The organism is Emcibacter sp. SYSU 3D8, assembly GCF_039655875.1.
In the GTDB taxonomy this organism is placed as follows: Bacteria; Pseudomonadota; Alphaproteobacteria; order SMXS01; family SMXS01; genus RI-34.
The window spans coordinates 735,613-755,513 of record NZ_JBBYXK010000001.1; the positions used below are offsets into that span (position 1 = coordinate 735,613).

Annotated in this window: 23 protein-coding genes; 10 read left to right on the forward strand and 13 right to left on the reverse strand. The window is 64.7% G+C overall.

The genetic code is table 11. From position 1 onward, the window contains the following. Nucleotides 1–43 precede the first annotated feature (43 nt). The 4 genes from WJU21_RS03535 to WJU21_RS03550 all read left to right on the forward strand — a co-directional run bounded on the left by WJU21_RS03535 (nt 44) and on the right by WJU21_RS03550 (nt 3,132). The gene (locus tag WJU21_RS03535; RefSeq protein WP_346321995.1) at nt 44–709 is read left to right on the forward strand and encodes an MBL fold metallo-hydrolase; all 666 of its coding nucleotides are present in this window, start codon (nt 44–46) and stop codon (nt 707–709) included. Nucleotides 710–756: 47 nt separating this feature from the next. After that, the gene (locus WJU21_RS03540) at nt 757–948 is read left to right on the forward strand and encodes a hypothetical protein (protein WP_346321996.1); all 192 of its coding nucleotides are present in this window, start codon (nt 757–759) and stop codon (nt 946–948) included. Between the two features lie 67 nt (nt 949–1,015). Beyond that, a complete protein-coding gene (locus WJU21_RS03545; RefSeq protein ID WP_346321997.1) occupies nt 1,016–2,047 on the forward strand; it encodes a hypothetical protein in 1,032 nt (343 codons plus the stop codon). 218 nt (nt 2,048–2,265) lie between these two features. Further along, nucleotides 2,266–3,132, forward strand: coding sequence for a pirin family protein (locus WJU21_RS03550; protein ID WP_346321998.1), 867 nt, complete (start codon nt 2,266–2,268; stop codon nt 3,130–3,132). Nucleotides 3,133–3,159: 27 nt separating this feature from the next. Here WJU21_RS03550 and WJU21_RS03555 read toward each other — a convergent pair whose 3' ends face one another. Beyond that, entirely contained in the window at nt 3,160–3,564 is a 405-nt protein-coding gene (locus WJU21_RS03555; RefSeq protein WP_346321999.1) for a DUF6491 family protein, read from the reverse strand. Nucleotides 3,565–3,789: 225 nt separating this feature from the next. Between WJU21_RS03555 and WJU21_RS03560 the strand changes: the two genes are divergently transcribed. Together WJU21_RS03560 and feoB are read left to right on the forward strand one after the other, a co-directional pair. Next, complete coding sequence (locus WJU21_RS03560) at nt 3,790–4,056, forward strand: FeoA family protein (protein ID WP_346322000.1); 267 nt, start codon at nt 3,790–3,792, stop codon at nt 4,054–4,056. Beyond that, complete coding sequence (feoB, locus tag WJU21_RS03565; RefSeq protein ID WP_346322001.1) at nt 4,053–5,921, forward strand: ferrous iron transport protein B; 1,869 nt, start codon at nt 4,053–4,055, stop codon at nt 5,919–5,921. Before WJU21_RS03560 ends, feoB begins: the two co-directional genes overlap by 4 nt. On the opposite strand, the gene WJU21_RS03570 is transcribed toward feoB, so the two are convergent. Together WJU21_RS03570 and WJU21_RS03575 are read right to left on the reverse strand one after the other, a co-directional pair. Then, nucleotides 5,918–6,256, reverse strand: coding sequence for a cupin domain-containing protein (locus WJU21_RS03570; RefSeq protein WP_346322002.1), 339 nt, complete (start codon nt 6,254–6,256; stop codon nt 5,918–5,920). The genes feoB and WJU21_RS03570 overlap by 4 nt on opposite strands. 23 nt (nt 6,257–6,279) lie before the next feature. Beyond that, entirely contained in the window at nt 6,280–6,480 is a 201-nt protein-coding gene (locus WJU21_RS03575) for a ferredoxin (RefSeq protein WP_346322003.1), read from the reverse strand. 122 nt (nt 6,481–6,602) lie between these two features. Here WJU21_RS03575 and WJU21_RS03580 point away from each other — a divergent pair, with 122 nt between their 5' ends. Then, the gene (locus tag WJU21_RS03580; RefSeq protein ID WP_346322004.1) at nt 6,603–8,048 is read left to right on the forward strand and encodes an NAD(P)/FAD-dependent oxidoreductase; all 1,446 of its coding nucleotides are present in this window, start codon (nt 6,603–6,605) and stop codon (nt 8,046–8,048) included. Nucleotides 8,049–8,080: 32 nt separating this feature from the next. Here WJU21_RS03580 and msrA read toward each other — a convergent pair whose 3' ends face one another. Then, a complete protein-coding gene (gene msrA / locus WJU21_RS03585; RefSeq protein WP_346322005.1) occupies nt 8,081–8,614 on the reverse strand; it encodes a peptide-methionine (S)-S-oxide reductase MsrA in 534 nt (177 codons plus the stop codon). A gap of 67 nt (nt 8,615–8,681) precedes the next feature. Continuing rightward, nucleotides 8,682–9,527: a hypothetical protein gene (locus WJU21_RS03590; RefSeq protein WP_346322006.1), complete on the reverse strand. Its 846-nt coding sequence runs from the start codon at nt 9,525–9,527 to the stop codon at nt 8,682–8,684. 199 nt (nt 9,528–9,726) lie between these two features. Here WJU21_RS03590 and WJU21_RS03595 point away from each other — a divergent pair, with 199 nt between their 5' ends. Together WJU21_RS03595 and WJU21_RS03600 are read left to right on the forward strand one after the other, a co-directional pair. Next, nucleotides 9,727–10,236: a hypothetical protein gene (locus tag WJU21_RS03595; RefSeq protein WP_346322007.1), complete on the forward strand. Its 510-nt coding sequence runs from the start codon at nt 9,727–9,729 to the stop codon at nt 10,234–10,236. A 90-nt stretch (nt 10,237–10,326) separates the two neighbouring features. After that, on the forward strand, nt 10,327–10,854 hold the full coding sequence (locus WJU21_RS03600) for an invasion associated locus B family protein (protein ID WP_346322008.1): 528 nt from the start codon (nt 10,327–10,329) through the stop codon (nt 10,852–10,854). Nucleotides 10,855–10,860: 6 nt separating this feature from the next. On the opposite strand, the gene WJU21_RS03605 is transcribed toward WJU21_RS03600, so the two are convergent. Beyond that, nucleotides 10,861–11,997, reverse strand: coding sequence for an alanine--glyoxylate aminotransferase family protein (locus tag WJU21_RS03605; RefSeq protein ID WP_346322009.1), 1,137 nt, complete (start codon nt 11,995–11,997; stop codon nt 10,861–10,863). Nucleotides 11,998–12,294: 297 nt separating this feature from the next. Here WJU21_RS03605 and WJU21_RS03610 point away from each other — a divergent pair, with 297 nt between their 5' ends. Beyond that, entirely contained in the window at nt 12,295–12,831 is a 537-nt protein-coding gene (locus WJU21_RS03610; protein WP_346322010.1) for an invasion associated locus B family protein, read from the forward strand. Between the two features lie 67 nt (nt 12,832–12,898). Here WJU21_RS03610 and WJU21_RS03615 read toward each other — a convergent pair whose 3' ends face one another. The 7 genes from WJU21_RS03615 to WJU21_RS03645 form a co-directional block, all read right to left on the reverse strand. Beyond that, nucleotides 12,899–13,462 (reverse strand): peroxiredoxin family protein, encoded by a 564-nt coding sequence (locus WJU21_RS03615; RefSeq protein ID WP_346322011.1) that lies wholly within the window; start codon nt 13,460–13,462, stop codon nt 12,899–12,901. Nucleotides 13,463–13,579: 117 nt separating this feature from the next. Next, nucleotides 13,580–13,828, reverse strand: a complete 249-nt coding sequence (locus tag WJU21_RS03620; RefSeq protein WP_346322012.1) for a ParB N-terminal domain-containing protein — start codon at nt 13,826–13,828, stop codon at nt 13,580–13,582. 206 nt (nt 13,829–14,034) lie between these two features. Then, nucleotides 14,035–14,529, reverse strand: coding sequence for a GNAT family N-acetyltransferase (locus tag WJU21_RS03625; RefSeq protein ID WP_346322013.1), 495 nt, complete (start codon nt 14,527–14,529; stop codon nt 14,035–14,037). Next, complete coding sequence (locus WJU21_RS03630) at nt 14,526–14,981, reverse strand: YaiI/YqxD family protein (protein ID WP_346322014.1); 456 nt, start codon at nt 14,979–14,981, stop codon at nt 14,526–14,528. The genes WJU21_RS03625 and WJU21_RS03630 overlap by 4 nt, the downstream gene beginning before the upstream one ends. A gap of 10 nt (nt 14,982–14,991) precedes the next feature. Next, complete coding sequence (locus WJU21_RS03635) at nt 14,992–16,635, reverse strand: tetratricopeptide repeat protein (protein ID WP_346322015.1); 1,644 nt, start codon at nt 16,633–16,635, stop codon at nt 14,992–14,994. Nucleotides 16,636–16,708: 73 nt separating this feature from the next. Next, a complete protein-coding gene (locus WJU21_RS03640) occupies nt 16,709–17,713 on the reverse strand; it encodes an NADP-dependent oxidoreductase (RefSeq protein ID WP_346322016.1) in 1,005 nt (334 codons plus the stop codon). An 11-nt stretch (nt 17,714–17,724) separates the two neighbouring features. Further along, nucleotides 17,725–19,872: a molybdopterin-dependent oxidoreductase gene (locus tag WJU21_RS03645; RefSeq protein WP_346322017.1), complete on the reverse strand. Its 2,148-nt coding sequence runs from the start codon at nt 19,870–19,872 to the stop codon at nt 17,725–17,727. Nucleotides 19,873–19,901: the final 29 nt, after the last annotated feature.

The following is a 19,901-nucleotide window of genomic DNA, read 5'->3' on the forward strand; positions in this document are numbered from 1 at the left end:
GCGCTATGTGTGTCTAAACAACGGATACGCGCAGGACAATGCCATGAAGGTCGCCATCAATCCCGTCACGCCGTTTGCCCAGAACTCTTGTGTGATCTGGTGCGAGAAAACCATGCGCGGCGCGGTCACCGATCCAGGCGGCGACCTGGACAAGATCCTCGCGGTCGCCGAGGAAAACGGCGTCACCATCGAGAAGATCCTGATCACCCATGCCCATCTCGATCACGCCGGCGCCACCGCCGATCTGGCCGAGAAACTGAATGTGCCCATCGAAGGCCCGCACCGGCGCGACCAGTTCCTGATCGACGCCCTGCCCAAGTCGGCGGCACAATACCGCTTCCCCGAGGCCCGCACCTTCGTGCCGACCCGCTGGCTCGAGGACGGCGACACCGTCACCGTCGGCGAGGAAGTGCTGGACGTGGTGCATTGCCCCGGCCACACGCCCGGCCACGTCGTGTTCATCAGCCGCACATCGCGCATCGCCATCGTCGGCGACGTGCTGTTCCAGGGTTCCATCGGCCGCACCGACCTGCCGCAGGGCAATTACGGCCACCTGATCGACGCCATCACCAACAAGCTGTGGAAATTCGGCGACGACATCACCTTCGTCCCCGGCCACGGCGGCACGTCGACCTTCGGCAACGAGCGCAAGTGGAACCCGTTCGTGTCGGATTTCGCGGTCAGCATGAATAGTGGACAGGGTGTGTAGTAGACGCACTGCTGCCCTTACGCAGCTGTCTAGCATGAAGGCTGAAGATGGACCTCAGATGGTCACAACTGCGGATTTTCGCCCGTGCCTTCGGCGCAATCCTCGGCCGGCGCCCGCCGGGTTTTCCCGAGGCCGAACAGTCCTCGCTTACTGAAGAGGAACGCGCGCTTATCGTCGCTTCGGCATCGCGCGGCGTGAAGCGATCGTTCTTTCGGCGGATCAATCAGGACATATCATAGCGCGCACATGCACACAGTTTCCATCCGGTAACATCGGCGCTATGCTGGTGCCAAACGGAGGAACATCATGGCCAAGTTGGCGCCCGGTCTGAAGCTGCGTCTCGACCCGCAGGACGAGTACACGCATACGCCCGAAGCGGCGAAGAACTACAACGAGAGCATGTATTTCAACATGTACGATCCGGCGCAGCGGATCGGCGGCTGGTTCCGCATCGGCAACCGGCCGAACGAGCACTATGCCGAGATGTCGTGCTGCCTTTACCTGCCCGACGGCAAGGTGGCCTTCATCTTCAAGCGCGCCGAGATCGCGAACAACGACGCCATGGACGCGGGCGGCATGCGCATCGACGTCATCGAGCCGTTCAAGCGGCTGAAGGTCACCTTCGAGGGCGACGCCTGCCTGCTGTCGGACCCGCACCAGATGGCCAACCCGAAGAAGGCGTTCGCGGAAAATCCCAAGGTCAAGGTCGCCATGAACCTGGATTACACCGGCGTGTCGCCCATGGATGGCGGCGAGATCGTCAACGAGGACGGCTCGAAGCTGGCGCTCGATCCGGAGAAGAGCTTTCTGCGCGGCCATTACGAGCAGCACATGGCGGCTGCCGGGACCATCTCGGTCGATGGCCGGTCATGGACGGTCAACGGCTACGGCGTGCGCGACAAGTCGTGGGGGCCGCGCCACTGGCAGGCGATCAGCTGGTACAAGTGGCTGCCGATGAATTTCGGGCCGGACTTCGGCATGGTGATGACCGTCTCCGGCACGCCGGACGGCCAGCGCGCCAGCGGCATGGTGTTCGAGGACGGCCGCTACTGGCCCATCGAGGACGCGCGCATCGAGGCCGAGTTCGACGAGAACTGGTACCAGAAGTCGCTGACCGCCTGGTGCCGCACGGAAAAGGGCGAATACCGCGTCGACGGCAAGGTCCTGTCGCTGATCCCGCTGCGCAACCGCCGCACCTCGCCGGACGGCACCCTGCTCAGCACCCGGATCACCGAGGGCATGACCGAATACCGCTGCAACGGCAAGGTGGGCTACGGCCTGTCCGAGTTCCTCGACCAGGTGATCGACGGCGTGCCGGTGAGTGTGGCAACCGCGTAATAATCAGCGTCATCCCCGCGCACGCGGGGACCCAGATGGGGAAAGGGCGATGGCCGCGGTGTCGTTCGGTTACGACAAACTTCTTCACGGCCCTGACAAAGGTCCGAGCCCTACGAAGAGCTGGGTCCCCGCGTGCGCGGGGATGACGATTTTTTGTGTGGTAGATATTATTCATCGGGCCCAAATATCCTGAACGAAACCACCCAAGGAGCCCTCCCATGCCCTCACCCGTCGAACTGGTCATCGAGCCCCGGCCCCGCGATCTGGGCGGGTTCGAGGTGCGGCGCGTGCTGCCGTTCGTGACGCGGCGCATGGTGGGACCGTTCGTGTTCCTCGACCATATCGGCCCGGCCGTGTTCGCGCCGGGCACCGGCGTCGACGTGCGGCCGCACCCGCATATCGGGCTGGCTACCGTCACCTATCTGTTCGAGGGCGAAATGATGCACCGGGATAGCGTCGGCGCGGTGCAGAACATCATGCCGGGCGACGTCAACTGGATGACCGCCGGGCGCGGCATCGTGCATTCCGAGCGGACGGCGCCCGAGGCGCGGGCGCGCGGCTTTGCCATGCACGGCATCCAGGCCTGGGTGGCGCTGCCGGTGGAGGACGAGGAGACCGAGCCCAGCTTCCACCATCACGGCAAGGACAGCCTGCCGATGATCGAGCACGACGGTGTCAGCCTGCGGCTGATCGCGGGATCGGCCTATGGCAAGACGTCGCCGGTCAAAACCTATTCGCCGACCTTCTATCTGGACGCGGTCATGGCGGCGGGCAGCACGCTGCCACTGACCGGCGAGCACAAGGAGCGCGCGGCCTATATCGCCGAGGGGACAATCGATGTCGCGGGTGAAGCGTATGAAAGCGGCCGCATGCTGGTCTTCGCCCCGGACACAGAGGTGACACTCCGTGCCCAGTCGGATGCGCGATTGATGCTGCTGGGCGGCGCCAATATCGGGAAACGGCACATCTGGTGGAATCTGGTATCGAGCCGGCCCGAGCGCATCGAGCAGGCCAAGGCCGCCTGGAAGGAGCAGCGGTTCCCGCCGGTGCCGGGCGAAACCGAGTTCACGCCCCTTCCAGAATAGCCATCGGCAGATCGAACCCGGAGCGGCTTACTGGGCCGGCTTGCCGGCCTTGGTGACTTCCTCGAACTCACCCAGCGGGCACGGACCGTAGACGGCGCCGCCGGTCGATATCGGGGTGATCACGTCCACATTGCACAGCTTGTTGAGACCGCGCAGCGTGTAGCTGAACCCGTCCTGCATCTTCAGGCCCGAACACCGGTGCGGCAGGTGATTCATGTACAGCTTGTTGCCGTTGGTGCGGAACAGGATGTTCTGGTTGTCGATGACATCCGTTTCCTTGATCTGGTAGGTGTCGAGGCAATTCACCGTCTTGCCGGTGGGCTGATACTGGGCCAGCTTTTCCTCGGAAGAGGCCGCCAGCGACGCCCCGGCTAGAGCAAGGGACGCAACCGAAGCGGCTGCCGCCGCCAAAGCGATCCGATGGAGTTTCATGATACGGCTCCTGATGTTGCAATGGGCTGTAGGTAGTAAGTTCGAAAGAATATTAAACACTTCCTATACGCAGGCTGAACGGATATGGGGATTGTTGGTTCCCGGCATCATTTTTTTGCGCGAGATCAATGCTGGCCGTGGCGCCAACATTCACCTTAACAAAACCTTGAAATCTGATACATTGCGGCGCAAGTTGGGAATGACTTGCAGTTGCATGGGAAACCGATGAAGCCTCTGGCAAACACTCGAACCCTGGGTTCGCTCCGGCCCGGTCAGAAATGCCGCGTGATCGGCATGGCCGACCAGGCGCTCCACGCCGATCTGGAAGAGCGGCTCCTCCGCATGGGCTTCGCCGAGGACGCCTGTATCGAGGTGCGCCACGAAGGGCCTGTTGGCCGGGACCCCATGGCGGTCAAGGTGGACGGCGTCATCCTGGCGCTGCGCCGGCGCGAAGCCGATACCATTCTGGTCGAGGTCGACACATCTAGATGACTCCCGGCGCTGCCTACCGCGTCGCCCTTGTCGGCAATCCCAATTGCGGCAAGTCGGCGCTCTTCAATGCACTCACGGGCGGCCGCCAGAAAGTCGGCAATTATCCGGGCGTCACCGTCGAACGGCGGGTCGGCCGGCTGCAGACGCCGTCCGGCATGGCCATCGACCTGATCGATCTGCCGGGCAGCTACAGCCTGACACCCCACAGCGCCGACGAAGAGGTCACCAACAAGGTCATTCTCGGCCAGCAGGCCGGCGAATTGCCGCCGGACGCCATTCTGTGCGTGGTCGATGCGACCAATTTGGCGTTCCACCTGCCTCTGGTGCTGGAACTCAAGCGGCTGGGCAAGCCCATGCTGCTGACCCTGAACATGAACGATCTGGCCGAACGCGACGGCATCAGCATCAATGTGGACGCCCTCTCGAGCGAACTGGGCATGCCGGTCGTCAGGTCGGTTGCGGTGCGCAAGGCCGGCACGGGTGAGTTGATCGACGCGCTCTCAAGGCGCCTGGCCGCACTCGGCGAACAGCCGCCGGCAGATGACCCCGCCCTTCCCTCCGACGTGCGCAGCCTGCGCCGGGAGGCCCGGCGGATCGCGGCGGCCGCCATCGAATCGGAGGGCAACGAACACAAGATCACCCGTATCCTGGATCAGATATTCCTGAACCGCGTGGCCGGACCGGCGATCCTGTTCGGGCTGCTGTTCCTGATGTTCCAGGCCGTGTTCTCGTGGGCCGAGACGCCCATGAACTGGATCGACGCGGGCGTGGTCGGCCTGCAACAGGTGGCCTCGTCCGAAATCGCCAACCCGGCGCTGCAAAGCCTGCTGGTCGACGGCATCCTTGCCGGCGTGGGCAGCGTGGTGATTTTCCTGCCGCAGATCCTGATCCTGTTCCTGTTCATCCTGGTGCTGGAAGCCTCGGGCTACATGGCCCGCGCCGCGTTCCTGATGGACCGGCTGATGGCGGGCGTCGGCCTGAACGGACGCGCCTTCATCCCGCTGCTGTCGAGCTTCGCCTGCGCCATTCCCGGCATCATGGCGGCGCGCACCATCGACAGCCAGCGCGACCGGCTGACCACGATCATGGTGGCGCCGCTGATGACCTGCTCGGCCCGGCTGCCGGTCTACACCCTGATCATCGCCGCCTTCATTCCCAACCGGACCGTGCTGGGCGCGATCGGGTTGCAGGGGCTGGTGATGTTCTCGCTCTATGTCTTCGGCATCGTCGCCGCACTGGTGGTGGCAGCGGTGCTGAAACGCACCATGCTGCGCGGCGAGGCCCAGCCGCTGTTGCTGGAGCTGCCCAAATACCAGATGCCGATCTGGCGCGACGTGGCCATCGGCCTGTGGCAGCGGGTGAAGATCTTCATGCGCCGCGCCGGCGGCATCATCCTGATCTCGATGATCGTGCTCTGGGCGCTGTCGTCGTTCCCGCCGCCGCCGGAAGGCGCGACCCAGCCGCCGATCTATTACAGCGCCGCGGCGTGGGTCGGCAAAGGGTTGCAGACCATCTTCGCCCCCATCGGCTTCAACTGGGAAATATCCATCGCCCTGATTCCGGGCCTCGCCGCCCGCGAAGTCGCCGTGGCGGCGCTGGGCACGGTTTACGCGCTGAGCGGCACCGAGGACGCGGTGACGACCAGCCTGGTCGAGACCCTGCGCGGCGCCTGGACGCTGCCCACCGCGCTGTCGTTCCTGGTGTGGTACGTGTTCGCGCCGCAGTGCCTGTCGACCCTGGCGGTCGCCAAGCGCGAGACCAATTCGTGGCGCTGGACCTTGTTCATGGCGGGGTACCTGTTCGCCCTCGCCTACGCGTTCTCGTTCGTCACCTACTGGACCGCCAAAGAGATCGTCGGCCTCTAGGCTTCGCCGTCCGGAAAGTGCACCGCCAGCCAGACCGTCGGCTGGTGTGGATCGGTTTCCTCGACACGGTGGCGCGCGCCGGCCGGAATATGGCACCACTCGCCCGGTCCCAGCACCAGCATCCGGTCGTTTCCGGCGAACCGCAGTGTGCCGCTTCCCTGCAGCACCAGCACCCACTCGTCCTCATCCGAGGTCTGCCAGTCGGTGACATGGCCGGTCGAGACGATGCGGGTGATGCGGATACCGGGCGCGGCGACCAGATCGAGGATCTGTTCATCGGCGAGATGCGCGTGAACGTCCGCGAAAAGGTTTCCCGAGCCGAACGGCCTACTCACCGATGCCGCCCGGCGTCACCGGGTCAATCCTCGATGATGCTGAGCGCGCCGGTCGGGCACGCGCTGACCGCCCAGGATACGTCGCTCTGTACTTGAGGGTCGTCGGGGATATCGGCGGATTTCAGCACCGCGTGGTTGCGTTCGTCCTTGCCGAACACGTCGGGTACGTTTTCCCAACACCTTGCCCCGCCCCGGCAAACGGCGGTATCGAGCCTGATCTTCATGATGCCTCCCCTGACGCTCCGGTCATCCAAGATTGTAGGCGATCGGGCGGGCGCGCGCCAACCACGAACGCATTTCCATCGTTAGCCGTCATGCTATGCTGTTACCGGGGAGGAACAAATTGGTGCGGATCGCGATCATCGGTGCGGGTGTCTCTGGGTTGTGCGCGGCCATGCAGCTGAAGCGGGCCGGCATCGACAGTTTCACCGTCTATGAACGGTCGGAGGCCGTCGGCGGCACCTGGCACGACAACATCTATCCGGGCTGCGCCTGCGACACGCCGTCGCACCTTTATTCCTACTCTTTCGAGCCCAATCCCGACTGGAGCCGCATCTGGGCGGAGCAGCCCGAGATCGAGGCGTATTTCAACCGCTGCGCCGACAAATACGGCCTACGGCCCCATATCCGCTTCCGCACGCCCATTGCCTCTGCCCGGTTCGAGGAAACCAGCAAGCTCTGGCGGCTGACGCTGGCCTCGGGCGAGGAGGAAACCGCCGATATCCTGATCAGCGGCCTGGGACAGCTGAACGTCCCGGCATTTCCCGACATTCCAGGCATGGTGACGTTCGCCGGCACGTCGTTCCATTCCGCCCGCTGGGACGCGACACACGATCTTGCAGGCAAGGACGTGGCGGTCATCGGTAATGGCGCCAGCGCCACCCAGTTCATCCCGCGCATTGCCCCCTTGGTGAAGTCGCTGACCATCTTCCAGCGCAGCCCGAACTGGATCGGCCCCAAGGAAGACGCTGAATACACCCAGGAGCAGAAGCAGACCTTCGCGCGTTCGCCCCTGCGCCGGAAGCTGCACCGGCTGATGATTTTCCTGCGCTTCGAGTGGCTGTTCGGCAGCTTTTTCAAGGGGAGCATCCTGCGCCCCAAGCTCGAGACGCAACTTACGATCTTCATGAAGCACCACATCAAGGACAAGGCGCTGCGCGCCAAGCTGACGCCTGACTATCCGGCCGGCTGCAAACGCATCCTGTTGTCCTACGACTATTATCCGGCGCTCGCGCTGCCCAATGTGGAGGTGGTGACCGAGCCCATCGGCCATATCGACGCCAGCGGCATCGTCACCAGCGACGGCACGGCGCGGACCTTCGACACAATCATCTACGGCACCGGCTTCAAATCCACCCAGTTTCTGTCGCCGGTCGAGATCACCGGGCTGGGCGGAGTCAGCCTGAACGAGGCGTGGCGCGGCGGCGCCGAGGCGCACCGTGGTGTCGCTGTCGCGGGATTTCCGAATTTCTTCATGCTCTATGGCCCGAACACCAATCTGGGCCATGCCTCGATCATCTACATGGTCGAGGCGCAGGTGCGCTACGTGCTGCGCTGTCTGGGGCACATGGCGCGCAAGCGGCTGCGCTACATCGATGTGCGGCAGGATGTCATGGCCCGCTACAACAGGCGCCTGCAGCGGCAGCTCAAGGACCTGGTCTGGGATGCCAATTGCGGCAGCTGGTACAAGACCAGCACCGGCAAGATCACCAACAACTGGCCGCGCTTCGCCTTCCAGTATGCGCTGGGCATGCGCTACCCGCGCTGGCGCGAATACGACCTGCGCGGCTAGATCACCCGGCCATCACGCCTACGCAGGCCGCGCTAGGCCTTCAGCAGATCCTTGAATTTCTGGCGCGCCTTGACGACCTTGGGCGCCACCACGGCCATGCAATAGGGCTGGCCCGGATTGTTCGCGTAATAGTCCTGGTGATAGGTCTCGGCCGGCCAGAAAACGGTCGCCGGACGAAGCTGGGTCACGATCGGTTCGTCCCACACCTGTCCGGCGCGGGCGATGGCGGCCTCGGCCTCGTGCTTCTGCGCCTCGGAATGATAATACACCGCCGACCGGTACTGGGTGCCCTCGTCCGCGCCCTGGCGATTGAGCTGGGTCGGATCGTGGGTCGCGAAGAAAATGTCGAGGAGCGTGGCGTAGGACACCACGTCCGGATCGAACCGCACTTCCACGGCTTCGGCGTGCCCGCTCGTGCCCGAGCATACCTCGCGGTAGGTAGGATTGCTGGTCAGGCCGTCGGTATAACCCGACCGCACCGACTCGACGCCCCTGATCGGAAGAAACACGGCCTCGGTGCACCAGAAGCAACCGCCTGCCAGCGTCGCGGTTTCAATGTCAGCCATGGTCCACTCCCTTGCTCGCCCGTGCGGCATTAAATCGTGCGCCGCACGGGATTTGCAAGCGCCCGGCTCAGCGGCCGGACATCACGTCCAGCTTCTTGTATCCGGCCGGCGGCTGAAAGAACGAAGCCTCCAGCGCCTGTTCCCTTGCGCCCTTGAAAGTGGACTCGGACTCAAGCGCGCCGTTGTCGAAGGTGCGCGTCCGGACCGGGACACCATCGATCTCCTTGAGCAGCGCCATGGAATCGTCCGCGGCCCGGCTCGCCGCCGGCATGCTCTCGAACATCCGCTTCATGAACGCCGACATGTCAAGGAACGCCGGCATGACCCGGGTGCCATAGGGGAACGCCGACGCGCCGGCGGCGCAATATTCCGCGGTCTTCGCACCGGCTTCCCACTTTTCCCAGATCTTGCACGCAATGCCGTCCACCTTGTCGGTCCGGCCGGTGGCCCGGATCTCCCGCGTCGACGGCGCCGGCGCGCCCGGCATGGCGCCGGGCGGCATGCGCTGCATCACAGCCGCGCGCTGTTCGGGAGTCAGCCGCTTCATCGCCTCGGCCATGGCCGAGTTCGCGGCGCCGGCTTGCCCGGACATCATGCTGCCGAGCCGCTTGAACGTCTGCTCGTCCATCACGCGATAGGCCTTTTCGTCATGGCTGATGATGATCATTTCGGGACCGCGGCCCGCGGCTGCCGGATGATAGATCATCTCGGACATTCCGCCGGACTTCTGCCCGCCGCGCCCGTTCTCGCGAACCTGGGTTCTGACGAACTTGCCGTCGACCGACATCTGGGCCGTCGTCGTCGAACCGGACGCGACGTCGCGCGTCTCCATGTCGATCACCACGCCTGCATGCGCTGCGGCCGGAAAGGCCGCCAACGGCAGCAACAGGACAAGTTGACGCAAAATCCCCATGATCGTTCTCTCCCGTATGAAACGATGACTTCCGGCCGGAACGGGCCGCCGGACATCCATGATCTCCATGCCATGTCGGATCGACACGGCCTCGCAACATTATAGGCAACCGCGCCCGGCGGCGCACCCCCTTGCAATTCAAGGGCTTCTGGGCAGAATGCGCGGTTCGGCCAACGCCAATGAGAGGGCTTTAACGGGGATGACAGCCAAACAGATCTATACCGAGTGGCAGCAGACCGCGGTCGCCGATCCGCGGGCGGCGACGGTGCCGCAACTGGTGCACGGCATGGAACGGATCACGGCTGCCGAGGGCCCCATCCTCGAGGACCGGCTTTATGCGCTGTATTCTCGTGCCGGCGACCTGGGCCGCATCTACGACCATACACGGCGCCGCTTTACCACCGCGCTCGCCCATGCAAAGAGCGAGGGCATCCTGGCCATCGAGATCGAGACATTCGGCGACAACGAGGAAAAGGTGATCCGGCTGCCCGGTCAACCGCAGGTGATCGTCCGCAGCCGGGGGTCGCGCACCCTGCATGAGGTGCCGGCGTCGGAGCTGGCCGAGGTGATGATGGAAATCCGCGTCAACCACGACCTGATTTCCCGCGAGGAGCTGTTCAGGGCGGTGCTGGAGGAATATGAGCTCAAGCGCCTTACCCAGGCCACCGAGAATCGTCTGAACGATATCCTCAAGACCTGGCTCGCCTGACCGGAAAAGTCTGTTCGCGCGTTGGCGCTCATGCTACCCCCACAGTGACTGGCAAAACCTGCTACTGGTCGCAGGCTAAAGGGGGCGAATATGAACGGTACAACGGCGTTGAATCTTATCCGGCGGCTGGGCGGCATCTGCCTTGCCATCCTTGTTCTCGCATCGGCGAAGGACGCGCGGGCCGCCGACGAAGTGCGCGTCAACCATGGCAAATGGCAGCTCTACTGCGCGGCCAGCAAACCAGGCGCATCGCAGGAATGCGAGATCCATCAGCTGCTGTCGAACGCCAAGAAGCAGCTGGCGGCAGGCATGTACGTGATCCGGCGCGGCTCCGGCAGCGTGTTGATGGTGCGCGTACCCCTGGGCGTGCTGCTGAACAAGAGCATGATGCTGCAGATCGACAACGGTATCGGCACGGATGCCCTCACCTTCCTCCGTTGCGACACCGATGGCTGCATTGCCCAGATGCCGGCAACCGAGCCGTTCCTCAATTCGCTGCGCAAGAACAGCGGCGTGACCTTGACCATGTATGCGAACGCCAATACGCCGATTCCGATCAAGTTCACGCTGGACGGTTTCGCCGCCGCGGAAAAGGCGCTTTCCGAACGAGCCCGCTAGGCGCGCTCAGGCACGCTGCGCGGCCAGCGCATCCTTCATTGCTTCGACGCAAAGGGTGACCGAGCTGCGCTGGGCTGTCTGACCCATCAGCCCGACGCGCCAGATCTTGCCGGCCAGCGAGCCCAGGCCCGCGCCGATCTCCAGGCCGTAGCGCTCGAGCACATGGGCGCGCACGGCGGCCTCGTCGATACCGGCCGGCACCTTCACGGCATTGAGCTGCGGCAGCCGGCTTTCGACTGGTACGAGGAATTCCAGCCCCAGACCCTCGAGACCGTCCTTCAGTTCAAGATGCATGGCCGCATGGCGGGCCCATGAATTCTCGATGCCCTCCTCGGCCAGCAGCACCAGCGATTCGTGCAGGCCGTAGAGCGCATTGACCGGCGCGGTGTGGTGATAGGAACGCCCGTTGCTGCCGTCCCAGTAGGACATCACCTTGGTCAGATCCAGAAACCAGCTCTGGACCGGCGTCTTGCGGGCCTTCACCGCCGCCACGGCGCGCTCGGAGAACGAGACCGGTGACAGCCCGGGCGGGCAGGACAGGCACTTTTGGGTGCCCGAATAGACGGCGTCGATCTGCCAGCCGTCCACCTCGACGGGAATGCCCGCAACGCTCGTCACCGCATCCATCAGGGTGAGGCAATCATGCTCACGGGCGATGGCGCTGATCGCCGCGGCATCGGTCGCCACGCCGGTCGAGGTTTCCGCATGGACGAATGCAAGCAGTCTGGCGTCCGGATGGGCGCGCAGCGCGTCCTCGATCTTCCCGGGATCAACCGTCGTGCCCCAGTCGAACTCCACGGCGACGGGAATACCGCCGCAATTGACGACATTCTCGATCATCCGCTTGCCGAACACACCGTTGACGACCACGACGACCTTGTCGCCGGGTTCCACCAGGTTGACGAAACAGGTTTCCATGCCGGCGGAGCCGGGCGCCGATACCGGGAATGTCAGCGGGTTGCGGGTGCGCAGCGCCATGCGCAGCAGTTCCTTGAGATCTTCCATGAAACCGGAGAACCAGGGATCCAGATGGCCGACCGTCGGCCGCGCCATGGCCGCCAGCACCCGCGGATGCACATTCGAGGGTCCCGGCCCCATCAGAACGCGCTGTGCCGGATAGAGCGAACGGAAGCTGTTGGACATGGACCGTCTCCGCATAGTCATTCAGGTGCCCCGTTCTAGCCGAGCCCTTGCGCCGGGGCACGGAATAATCGCCGCCAGGCGGTGGAGAAATCGGCGCTGGCAGGCTTTTAGGCTCGTTTCGCTGTCGACATCACCGCCCCGGACACCTAATTCCTCCAGGCCCGCTTAAAACACGGCCATGGACGCCCACTGGCAAGAATGCTACGGATCAGCCGCTCGATCAGCGGCCGGACGGGGTGGCCGAGGGGGTCGTCGCAATCGAATGTCTGCTTAAACTTCAGTCCCATGGAGGACAACTTGCTCGGAAATATTCTTCGGTCGAACTTCGTCGCCGCGGCCTTGGGCGTGCTCGCGCTGGGGTCGGTCACCGTATCGTCAGCTGCAGTGGCGCAAACGCCCGCGCCCGCCGCCCAGCCCGTCGCGCCCAAGCCGGAAATGTTCGGCAATTGGGGCCTGGTGTGCCCCCAGCCCAAGGCCTGCCAGATCCAGGTCGTGCTGGTGAACAAGGACAAGAAGTTCGTGGCCGCCCTCGCCTATGGCAAGTCCGGCACCAACCAGACCCTGGTCGGCATCGTGCCGCTGGGCTTCCGCCTGCAGAACCAGCCGCCTTTCACCGTCGATGGCGGCGCGGCCGTCCCGGGAAATTACGTGCAGTGCCTGTCGAGCGGCTGCCGGGTGGCGATCCCGGTCACCGACGCGGTGCTGCGCTCGATGCAGGGCGGCAAGCAGGCGACCCTGACGCTGCTGTCGCCGTCGAGCAAGCAGATGCCGCTCAATTTCGACCTGACCGGCTTCCAGGATGCCAAGGCAGCGCTGGACAGGAAGCTCCAGTAGCCAAAACCCGCCAATTCTTTTGAGAAACGGCCATCGTTGACGCGGTGGCCGTTTTCGTTCGGCCGGCTTACCGCGCCGCCAGGCCGTCCAGCGTTTCGACGATCAGCCCGACCGGCGGCCGCTTGGCGACGGACTCCTCGTAGAGCTTGGCCAGGACCACGCCCTGCGGATCGAGGACCAGGATAATCGGCCGGGGAACACCGTGAGCCATGCTGCCGGGCGGATATTGCGGGTCGCGCACACCAAAGCGATCGATGATCTCGGATTTCGGATCGCTCACCAGCGGATAGCCGATGCCTCGCTTGCGGGAGAACGCCGCACCTGTCGCCGGATCGTCGTAGGAGATGCCGGCAACGGTGTAGCCGCGCTTCTCGATCTCGCCGAGGCCGTCATTGATCTCGATGAGCTGCGCCTGGCAATAGGGACACCACGCCGCCGAACGATAGAACACCAGCACGACGCCTTTCTCGCCTGTCAGCGAGGCCATGGTCCGCGGCGTCCCGGCGGAATCGAGCGGCGTGCCGATTGCCGGCACGGGTGATCCCAGAGCCGGCCCCAGATCGGCATTCGCGCTCGCCGCGGCGGCGCCCGCCATGCCGAGGACTAGCATCAAAGCAGCAATCAGTCGCATCCGAAGTTCTCCCTCCCCGACCGCACGGTCCAGCACCGCGCACGTCCGATTACCCATTCGCCCTGCACCGGCCGAATGTTACGCCGTGAACCGACGATTGCCTGGAGCGTGCGCGCGCTATGCCCGGTGGGCGTTGACGATCAGGGAATCGATGGTGGCCTCGCCAAGCGCCCGGGCGGCCTCCAGCCGGTGCAGGCCCTCGACCAGAATGTATCGCTCCGCGTCGGGCCGCACATGGATCGGAATTTTCAGGCCGTTCTCGAGGATGTCCGCGGCCAGCTTGTCGACCTTGGTCTGGTCGAGAGATTTGCGGTACTTTGTCGGCACGTAGATCTGCTCGATCGTCACCTTGACGGTTTTCAGCATGGTACTCTCCCCGTCATTCCCACGGCCGGATGATAGCAGGGTTTGACCCGCCGTCCACTGGTGGCGGATGGCGCTCATCCACGGCACGCGCGCCGTCTTTACAGTCAGTCGTGCACCACACGCTGGCAACAGCCATGCGTACAATCCGCCTGGTAATGTAAGCCGCCTTGATGCGGTCTCAATGCCCGTTCCCCGTCCCGCAGCAATCAAATCGACCGGCTCATGAGAATGCCCGGCAGGCTCAAATTTGGTCCAAGCGGGACGTCGATGCGTTCTTCGGTCTTGAATCCAAGCGCCAGGTAGAACGGTTCCCCGTTGAGACTGGAGAAGCACAGGAACCGGTTCGCCCCCGCCGCGCCGGCGTCCATCTCGCACCGTCCATAGAGCCGTCGTCCGACGCCCCTGCCTGTCCAGTCGGCGCGGACGCCGAAATGGCGGATGTGGGCAGCACCTTCCTTGATTATGCCCGTGCCCGGCTCGTCGAACGTCCAGCCGCCGCACCCGACCGGTTCGCCGCCCGCCTCGGCCAGATAAAAGGTGCCGGAGGCCAGCAGCCGGGAATTGGCCTTGATCATCAGCGCCAGCGCCGGTGCCAGCAGGGCAGGCTCATAGGCAGGGGCCATCAACGTCGGATAGGAGTCCTGAAGGATGCCGTCGACCGCAGGCGCATCGTCGGGGCCAGCCACACGGACGGCTATCACCGTCCGTCCTTTCGCCTCTGCTGGATCAATTTCTCCAGCTCGCCCAGAAAGCGCGACCGGTCGGCCTTGGTGAAGCTGGCGTTGTAGCCCTTGATTTCGCCTGTCTCGCGCAGATGGGTGTTCAGGTCGCGCATGGCGAGCGCCATGCCAATGCTGTGTTCGGTGAAGGGCCGGCCGGTCGGGCCAAGCACCATGGCGCCCGCCTTCAGGCACCGGGACGCCAGCGGAATGTCGGCGGTGATCGCGATGTCGCCTTCGCCGATATTGTCGGCAATCCAGTTGTCGGCGGCGTCGAAGCCTTCGGTCACCACCACCTGGCGCACATTCGGTGCGTCGACCTTGCGGCTCCACCGGTTGCTGACGAACAACACCTGCAAACCGTGGCGGCCGGCGACCTTCAGCACCTCGTCCTTTACCGGGCAGGCGTCGCCGTCGATGTAGATGTCCAGCATGGCGGCCTGCTCAGCGCCGCTTCGCCGCTTCGGCGGCGGCTTTCTCCGCCGCGGCCACGGCCTCGAGCACGGCCTGGCGTCCCAGCCGCGCCTGGGTTCCGTTGGGGTCGATCACCAGCGCCTTGTCGAAATCCTCCATGGCGCGCCCGTATTCCTTCCAGGCATAGAAGAGCCAGCCCCGCCGCGCATAGGCGTCGGCGTCCACATAGTCCCGGTTGATGATCTGCGTCAGGTCGTCGAGTGCGTTGGCATAGTTGCCGCGCTGCTGGTAGAGCATGGCCCTGCCCTTGAGCGCCTCCAGATTGCCCGGATCGAACCGCAGCACCGACGAATAGTCGTTGATGGCGGCGTCCAGATTCAGCTGGCGCTGGTGTTCCCTTGCGCGGTCAAGATACGCGTTGGCGCTTTCGGGTTTCAGCTCGATGACCTTGCTGAAATCCGCGATGGCCGCAGCGCCACTGCCCTGCAGCTGATACAGCGTGCCCCGTGCGGTATAGGCGGCCACCAGCGAGGGGTTGGCCCTGATGGCGGCATCGAGGTCGGCGATCGCCTCGCTGGCCCGGTTGAGCGCGTAATAGGCAATGCCCCGGCGGTAATGGACGTCCGCGCCGGATGCGCCGGCCCGAATGGCGGCGGTGTAATCGGCAATGGCCTCCTCGAACCGGCCGTTGTCGTGGAAGAGGAACGCGCGCAGCAACAGCAATTGGGTATTGCCAGGCGCCAGTTCGATGGCGCGGCCGTAATCCTGCAGCGCCAGATCGACGAGCCCTGCCCGAAGACGGGCTCGGGCCCGCTCGCGCAGCACCTGCACATCGTTCGGATAGCGATCCAGATAATTGTTGTAGAGCGCCAGGGCGTCCTGAACCCGGTTCACGCCGATCAGGTAGCGGGCGAAATCGGCGATCAGGTAGCCGCGCGACGGCGCGAGGTCGATGGCTTTGGCATAATCGGCGATCGCCGCCTCGACGCGGTTGAGGCGCGCATTCGCCTGGGCGCGCCTTGCATAGCCCTCGAAGGAGTCGGGCGCCTGCTGGATCACAACGCTGAACAGCTCGGCGGCACGGGCATAATTGCCGCCGTCGAACGCCATGCGGCCTTCGTTCAGTTCGCCGCCACGGTAATTGTCGCGAAGGCTACCGTCATCCGGCTCTCCCTCGGCAGCGGCGGCCTGCACGGACTCGTGGGAGGGCGCGGCCGCTGCCGTCGGCTCGGCCAGGGCGACGCCGCCCACGACCTCCTGGCACAGTCCGGCCTCACGCGCTTCCATGACCTGGTCATAAAGCCGCTCGGCCCGGGAATAGTCCGGGTCGCCCGGCACGGCCGCGGAGAAGAACTGCTCCAGCGGCTGCGCCGCATCGCAAACCTGCTCGACGGCAACGAACGCCGCGGCCTGCGCGATGGTGATCGCGGACGGCATGGCGCAAAGCCTCGTGTCCTGTGCCTGTGCCGCCAGCTTCAGCACCTTTGCATGGTCGCCGGCCTTGCTTGGCGCCTCGATGTCACGGGCAATGGCGTCGACCAGCCCCTGATAGAGCACCCCGCGCTGGCTGCCGTTGGGAATACAGTCGCCGGCGGGCTCCTGCGCCCATGCGGGCAGCACCAGACTTGCCGCTACCGCGGCCGCAAGCCAACCAACCGCACAACGATGCTTCATCCCCCGCCGCCTCCGATGCGAATGCCCAATGATCTAGCATACAAGATAGGGAGGTGAGAGTCAGAGCCTGAACCTAGAGCCGGACCACCATCTTGCCCACATTCGCGCCGGCCAGCAGGTCGACGAAGGCCTTGCCGGTGTTCTCGAGACCATCGACGATGGTTTCGTCGCCGTGCAGCGCACCGCTGACGAGTTGGCCGGCCAGGTCACGCATCATCTCGGCCCGCTGGGCGGCGTAAAGACCAATGTTGAAGCCGGTCAGGGTCACGCCCTTCTCGATCGCGGCGAAAAAGTTGCCCGGGCCACGGCGGTAATTGGCAGAATTGTAGAGTTCGACCGCGCCGCAAAGAGCCATACGCCCATGGACCTTCATGGAATCGAGCGCCGCCTCCAGATGGGAGCCGCCCACATTGTCGAAATACATGTCGAGACCATCGGGTGTGAACTGCTTGAGCGACGCGCGCAGATCTTCGGTCCGGTAGTTGATGGTGGCCTCGGCGCCGAACCGCTCCTTGAGCAGCGCGGCCTTGCGCGGATCGCCCGTGCTGCCGATCACCCGGCAACCGTGGTTGCTGGCAAGCTGGCACACCACCATGCCGACGGCGCCCGCCGCGGCGGAGACAAAGATGGTCTCGCCCGCCTTCGGCTTCAGGACATATTCCATCCCGGCATAGGCCGTCATGCCCGACAGGCCCAGCACGCCGAGATAGGCACTGAGAGGCGCCAGTTCTGGATCAATGGGCACGAGAGAACTGGCGCCGGCCACGTAAAGATCGCGCCAGCCCATCAACGGCGAAAACACGAATGAGCCTTTGGGCATGGCGCCCGACGTGGATTCGATTACCTCGCCCACCGCTCCGCCGTCCATCTCGCCGCCAATGTCGGTGGGCGCATGGACGCCCTCGAGCGTGGTCATCGGCAAACGCATATAGGGATCGACCGAAAGGAAAGTATTGCGCACCTTGACCTGGTCCGGCCCCAGCGCCGGCAACGGCACCTCGGCCAGCTTGAAATCGTCAGGTCTGGGCGCACCGTCTGGCCTGCGCGCAAGCTGAAACACCCGGCTGGTATCGGTCATGATCTCTCCCCTTATTGATTGCTGCGTTCGATCCGCACGGGAATGGCGGACATCACCGGCATGCGGTTGATGGATTCGGCGGCCCAGTCGGCGCTGACCAGCCGGCTGGTGGCGCTGTAGCGCCCTTCGCGCTCGTCCTCGTCATCCGGGAAACCGCCCCAGCAATGGCTCATGGAGACGACGCCGCCGCGCACGGTGGCGTCGGCCTTCACCATGGCGAACAGGCTGTCGTGCGGCGAGACGATGCGCACCCGCTCGCCGTCACTCAGGCCCGCGGCGGCCATGTCTCCCGGATTCATGAAAGCCGGGTTATAGGGCAGCCGCTCGCGGGTCAGCGGCAGATCGGCGCCCAGCGAGTTCATCACCTCGCGAAAGCGACGCGACACCAGCCGCATGGGAAAGGCGCGTTCGTCGGCCTGGGGCACACCGCCCGTCACGTCCCCGCGCAGCGTCGCCAGTTCGTCCAGCACGTCGGAACCCGCAACGTCGAGACGGGTGACGGCCTGCCCGTCGCCGGGGCCAACTATCTGATCGGGAACCTGAAAGAGCCGCCCGCCTTCAGCGCGCTTGACCTCGCCGAGCGGGACCTGGGCGTGGGCCGCCATCATCTCCAGAACCTCGTCGGCGGTGGGCGCTATCTCCATGGAAAGCGGCGTGCCGTAGAACGACAGCGTCACGCCAAGGCGCTTCGCCAGGCTCCAGAAAACGTACCAGTCGTGCACCACGTCACCCTGCGGCGCAATCAGCGCCGGTGTGTACTGGGCATAGGGCACGGGGAAAAACTTGTCGAAGAAACCGGTGTGGTCCGGCCGCTCGAACGGCAGGGTCGGTGCGATGATGTAGTCGGCAAGCCGCGCCGTCGCCGACATGCGCGGGTCGATGGCAACCAGCAGGTCAAGTTGCCCGAGCGCCTGAAGCGCCTTGCGCTGGTCGGGCAGCGCTACCGCCGGATTGGCGCCCATGCAAATCAGCGCGCGGATACGGCCATGGCCGGGATGCAGGATTTCGTCAGGCAGGATCGCCGACATCATCTGCCCCTTGATTGTTCCAAGGCCGTGCTTGCGGCTTTTGGCGCCGCCGCGTTCCCATTCGCGGGTCGGCGGCACGGCCGCCTCGGACCGCTCGATGCGCGGCGACAGCACGCCCGGATTGGCCACGGAATCGCCCGCCCGCAGATAGCGGCCGCAGATCACGTTGAGGCACTGCACCAGGTGCTCGGACAGGTTGGAATGCTTCGCCATGTCCGGACCGGTGCCGCTGCCCGCCATGCCGGTGCGCGAGCGCCTTGCGAACAGGTCGGCGGCTTCGACGATCTGCACGGCAGGAATATCGGCGCGTGCGGCGACGCATTCCGGCGTAAAATCCCGTACTGCATCACGCAGCGCCTCGAGGCCGGTCACATGGCGCTCGCAGAAATTCCTGTCCTCCCAGCCTTCGGCCAGGATGACGTGGATCATGGACGCCAGGATGGCCGCATCCTCGCCCGGCCTGGGCTGGATGAAAATATCGGCGTGCCGCGCGGTTTCGGTGCGGCGCGGGTCGACGACGATCAGCTTCATGCCCGCCGCCCGCGCGTCCTCCATGCTTTTGACCGGATTGAAGTTGTTGAAGCCCGACAGGCCCGGCCCGCCGGTCACCGACACCAGCGGGTTGGTGCCAACGAACATCCAGACGTCGGCGCCGATGAAAGGTTGTGGCCCGCCGCCGAACTCGCCGATCCGCCCCGACGCGATCCATTTGGCCGACTGGTCGATGGTCATGGTGCCGAACAGGCTGGGCGAGCCGATGGCCGCCGTGAATGCGCCGGCGAATCCCGGATTCGGCGCGGCAAACAGACCCTGCGTGCCGATGAATACGGCCACGGCGCGCGGCCCATCCTCGTCGATGATCGCGCGCAGCCGGTCGGCGATCTCGTCGAAGGCGCGTTCAGAGGGAATCGGCTCGAGCGCGCCGCCGGCGCCGCGCTTCAGGCTGGCGGTGATCCGCTCGGGTCCGTGATGGAACTCGGGATTGCGCAGCCCCTTGAAACAGGCATAGCCGCGGGTCATCGGGTTCGACTTGTCGCCAAGTACCCTGGTGACCTTGCCGTCCTCGATCGTGGCTTCCATGGCGCAGAAGCCCTGGCAGATGCGGCAATAGGTCTTGCGTATCTCGGTCATGGCTTTCTCCCCATAGCCACGGACTTGAA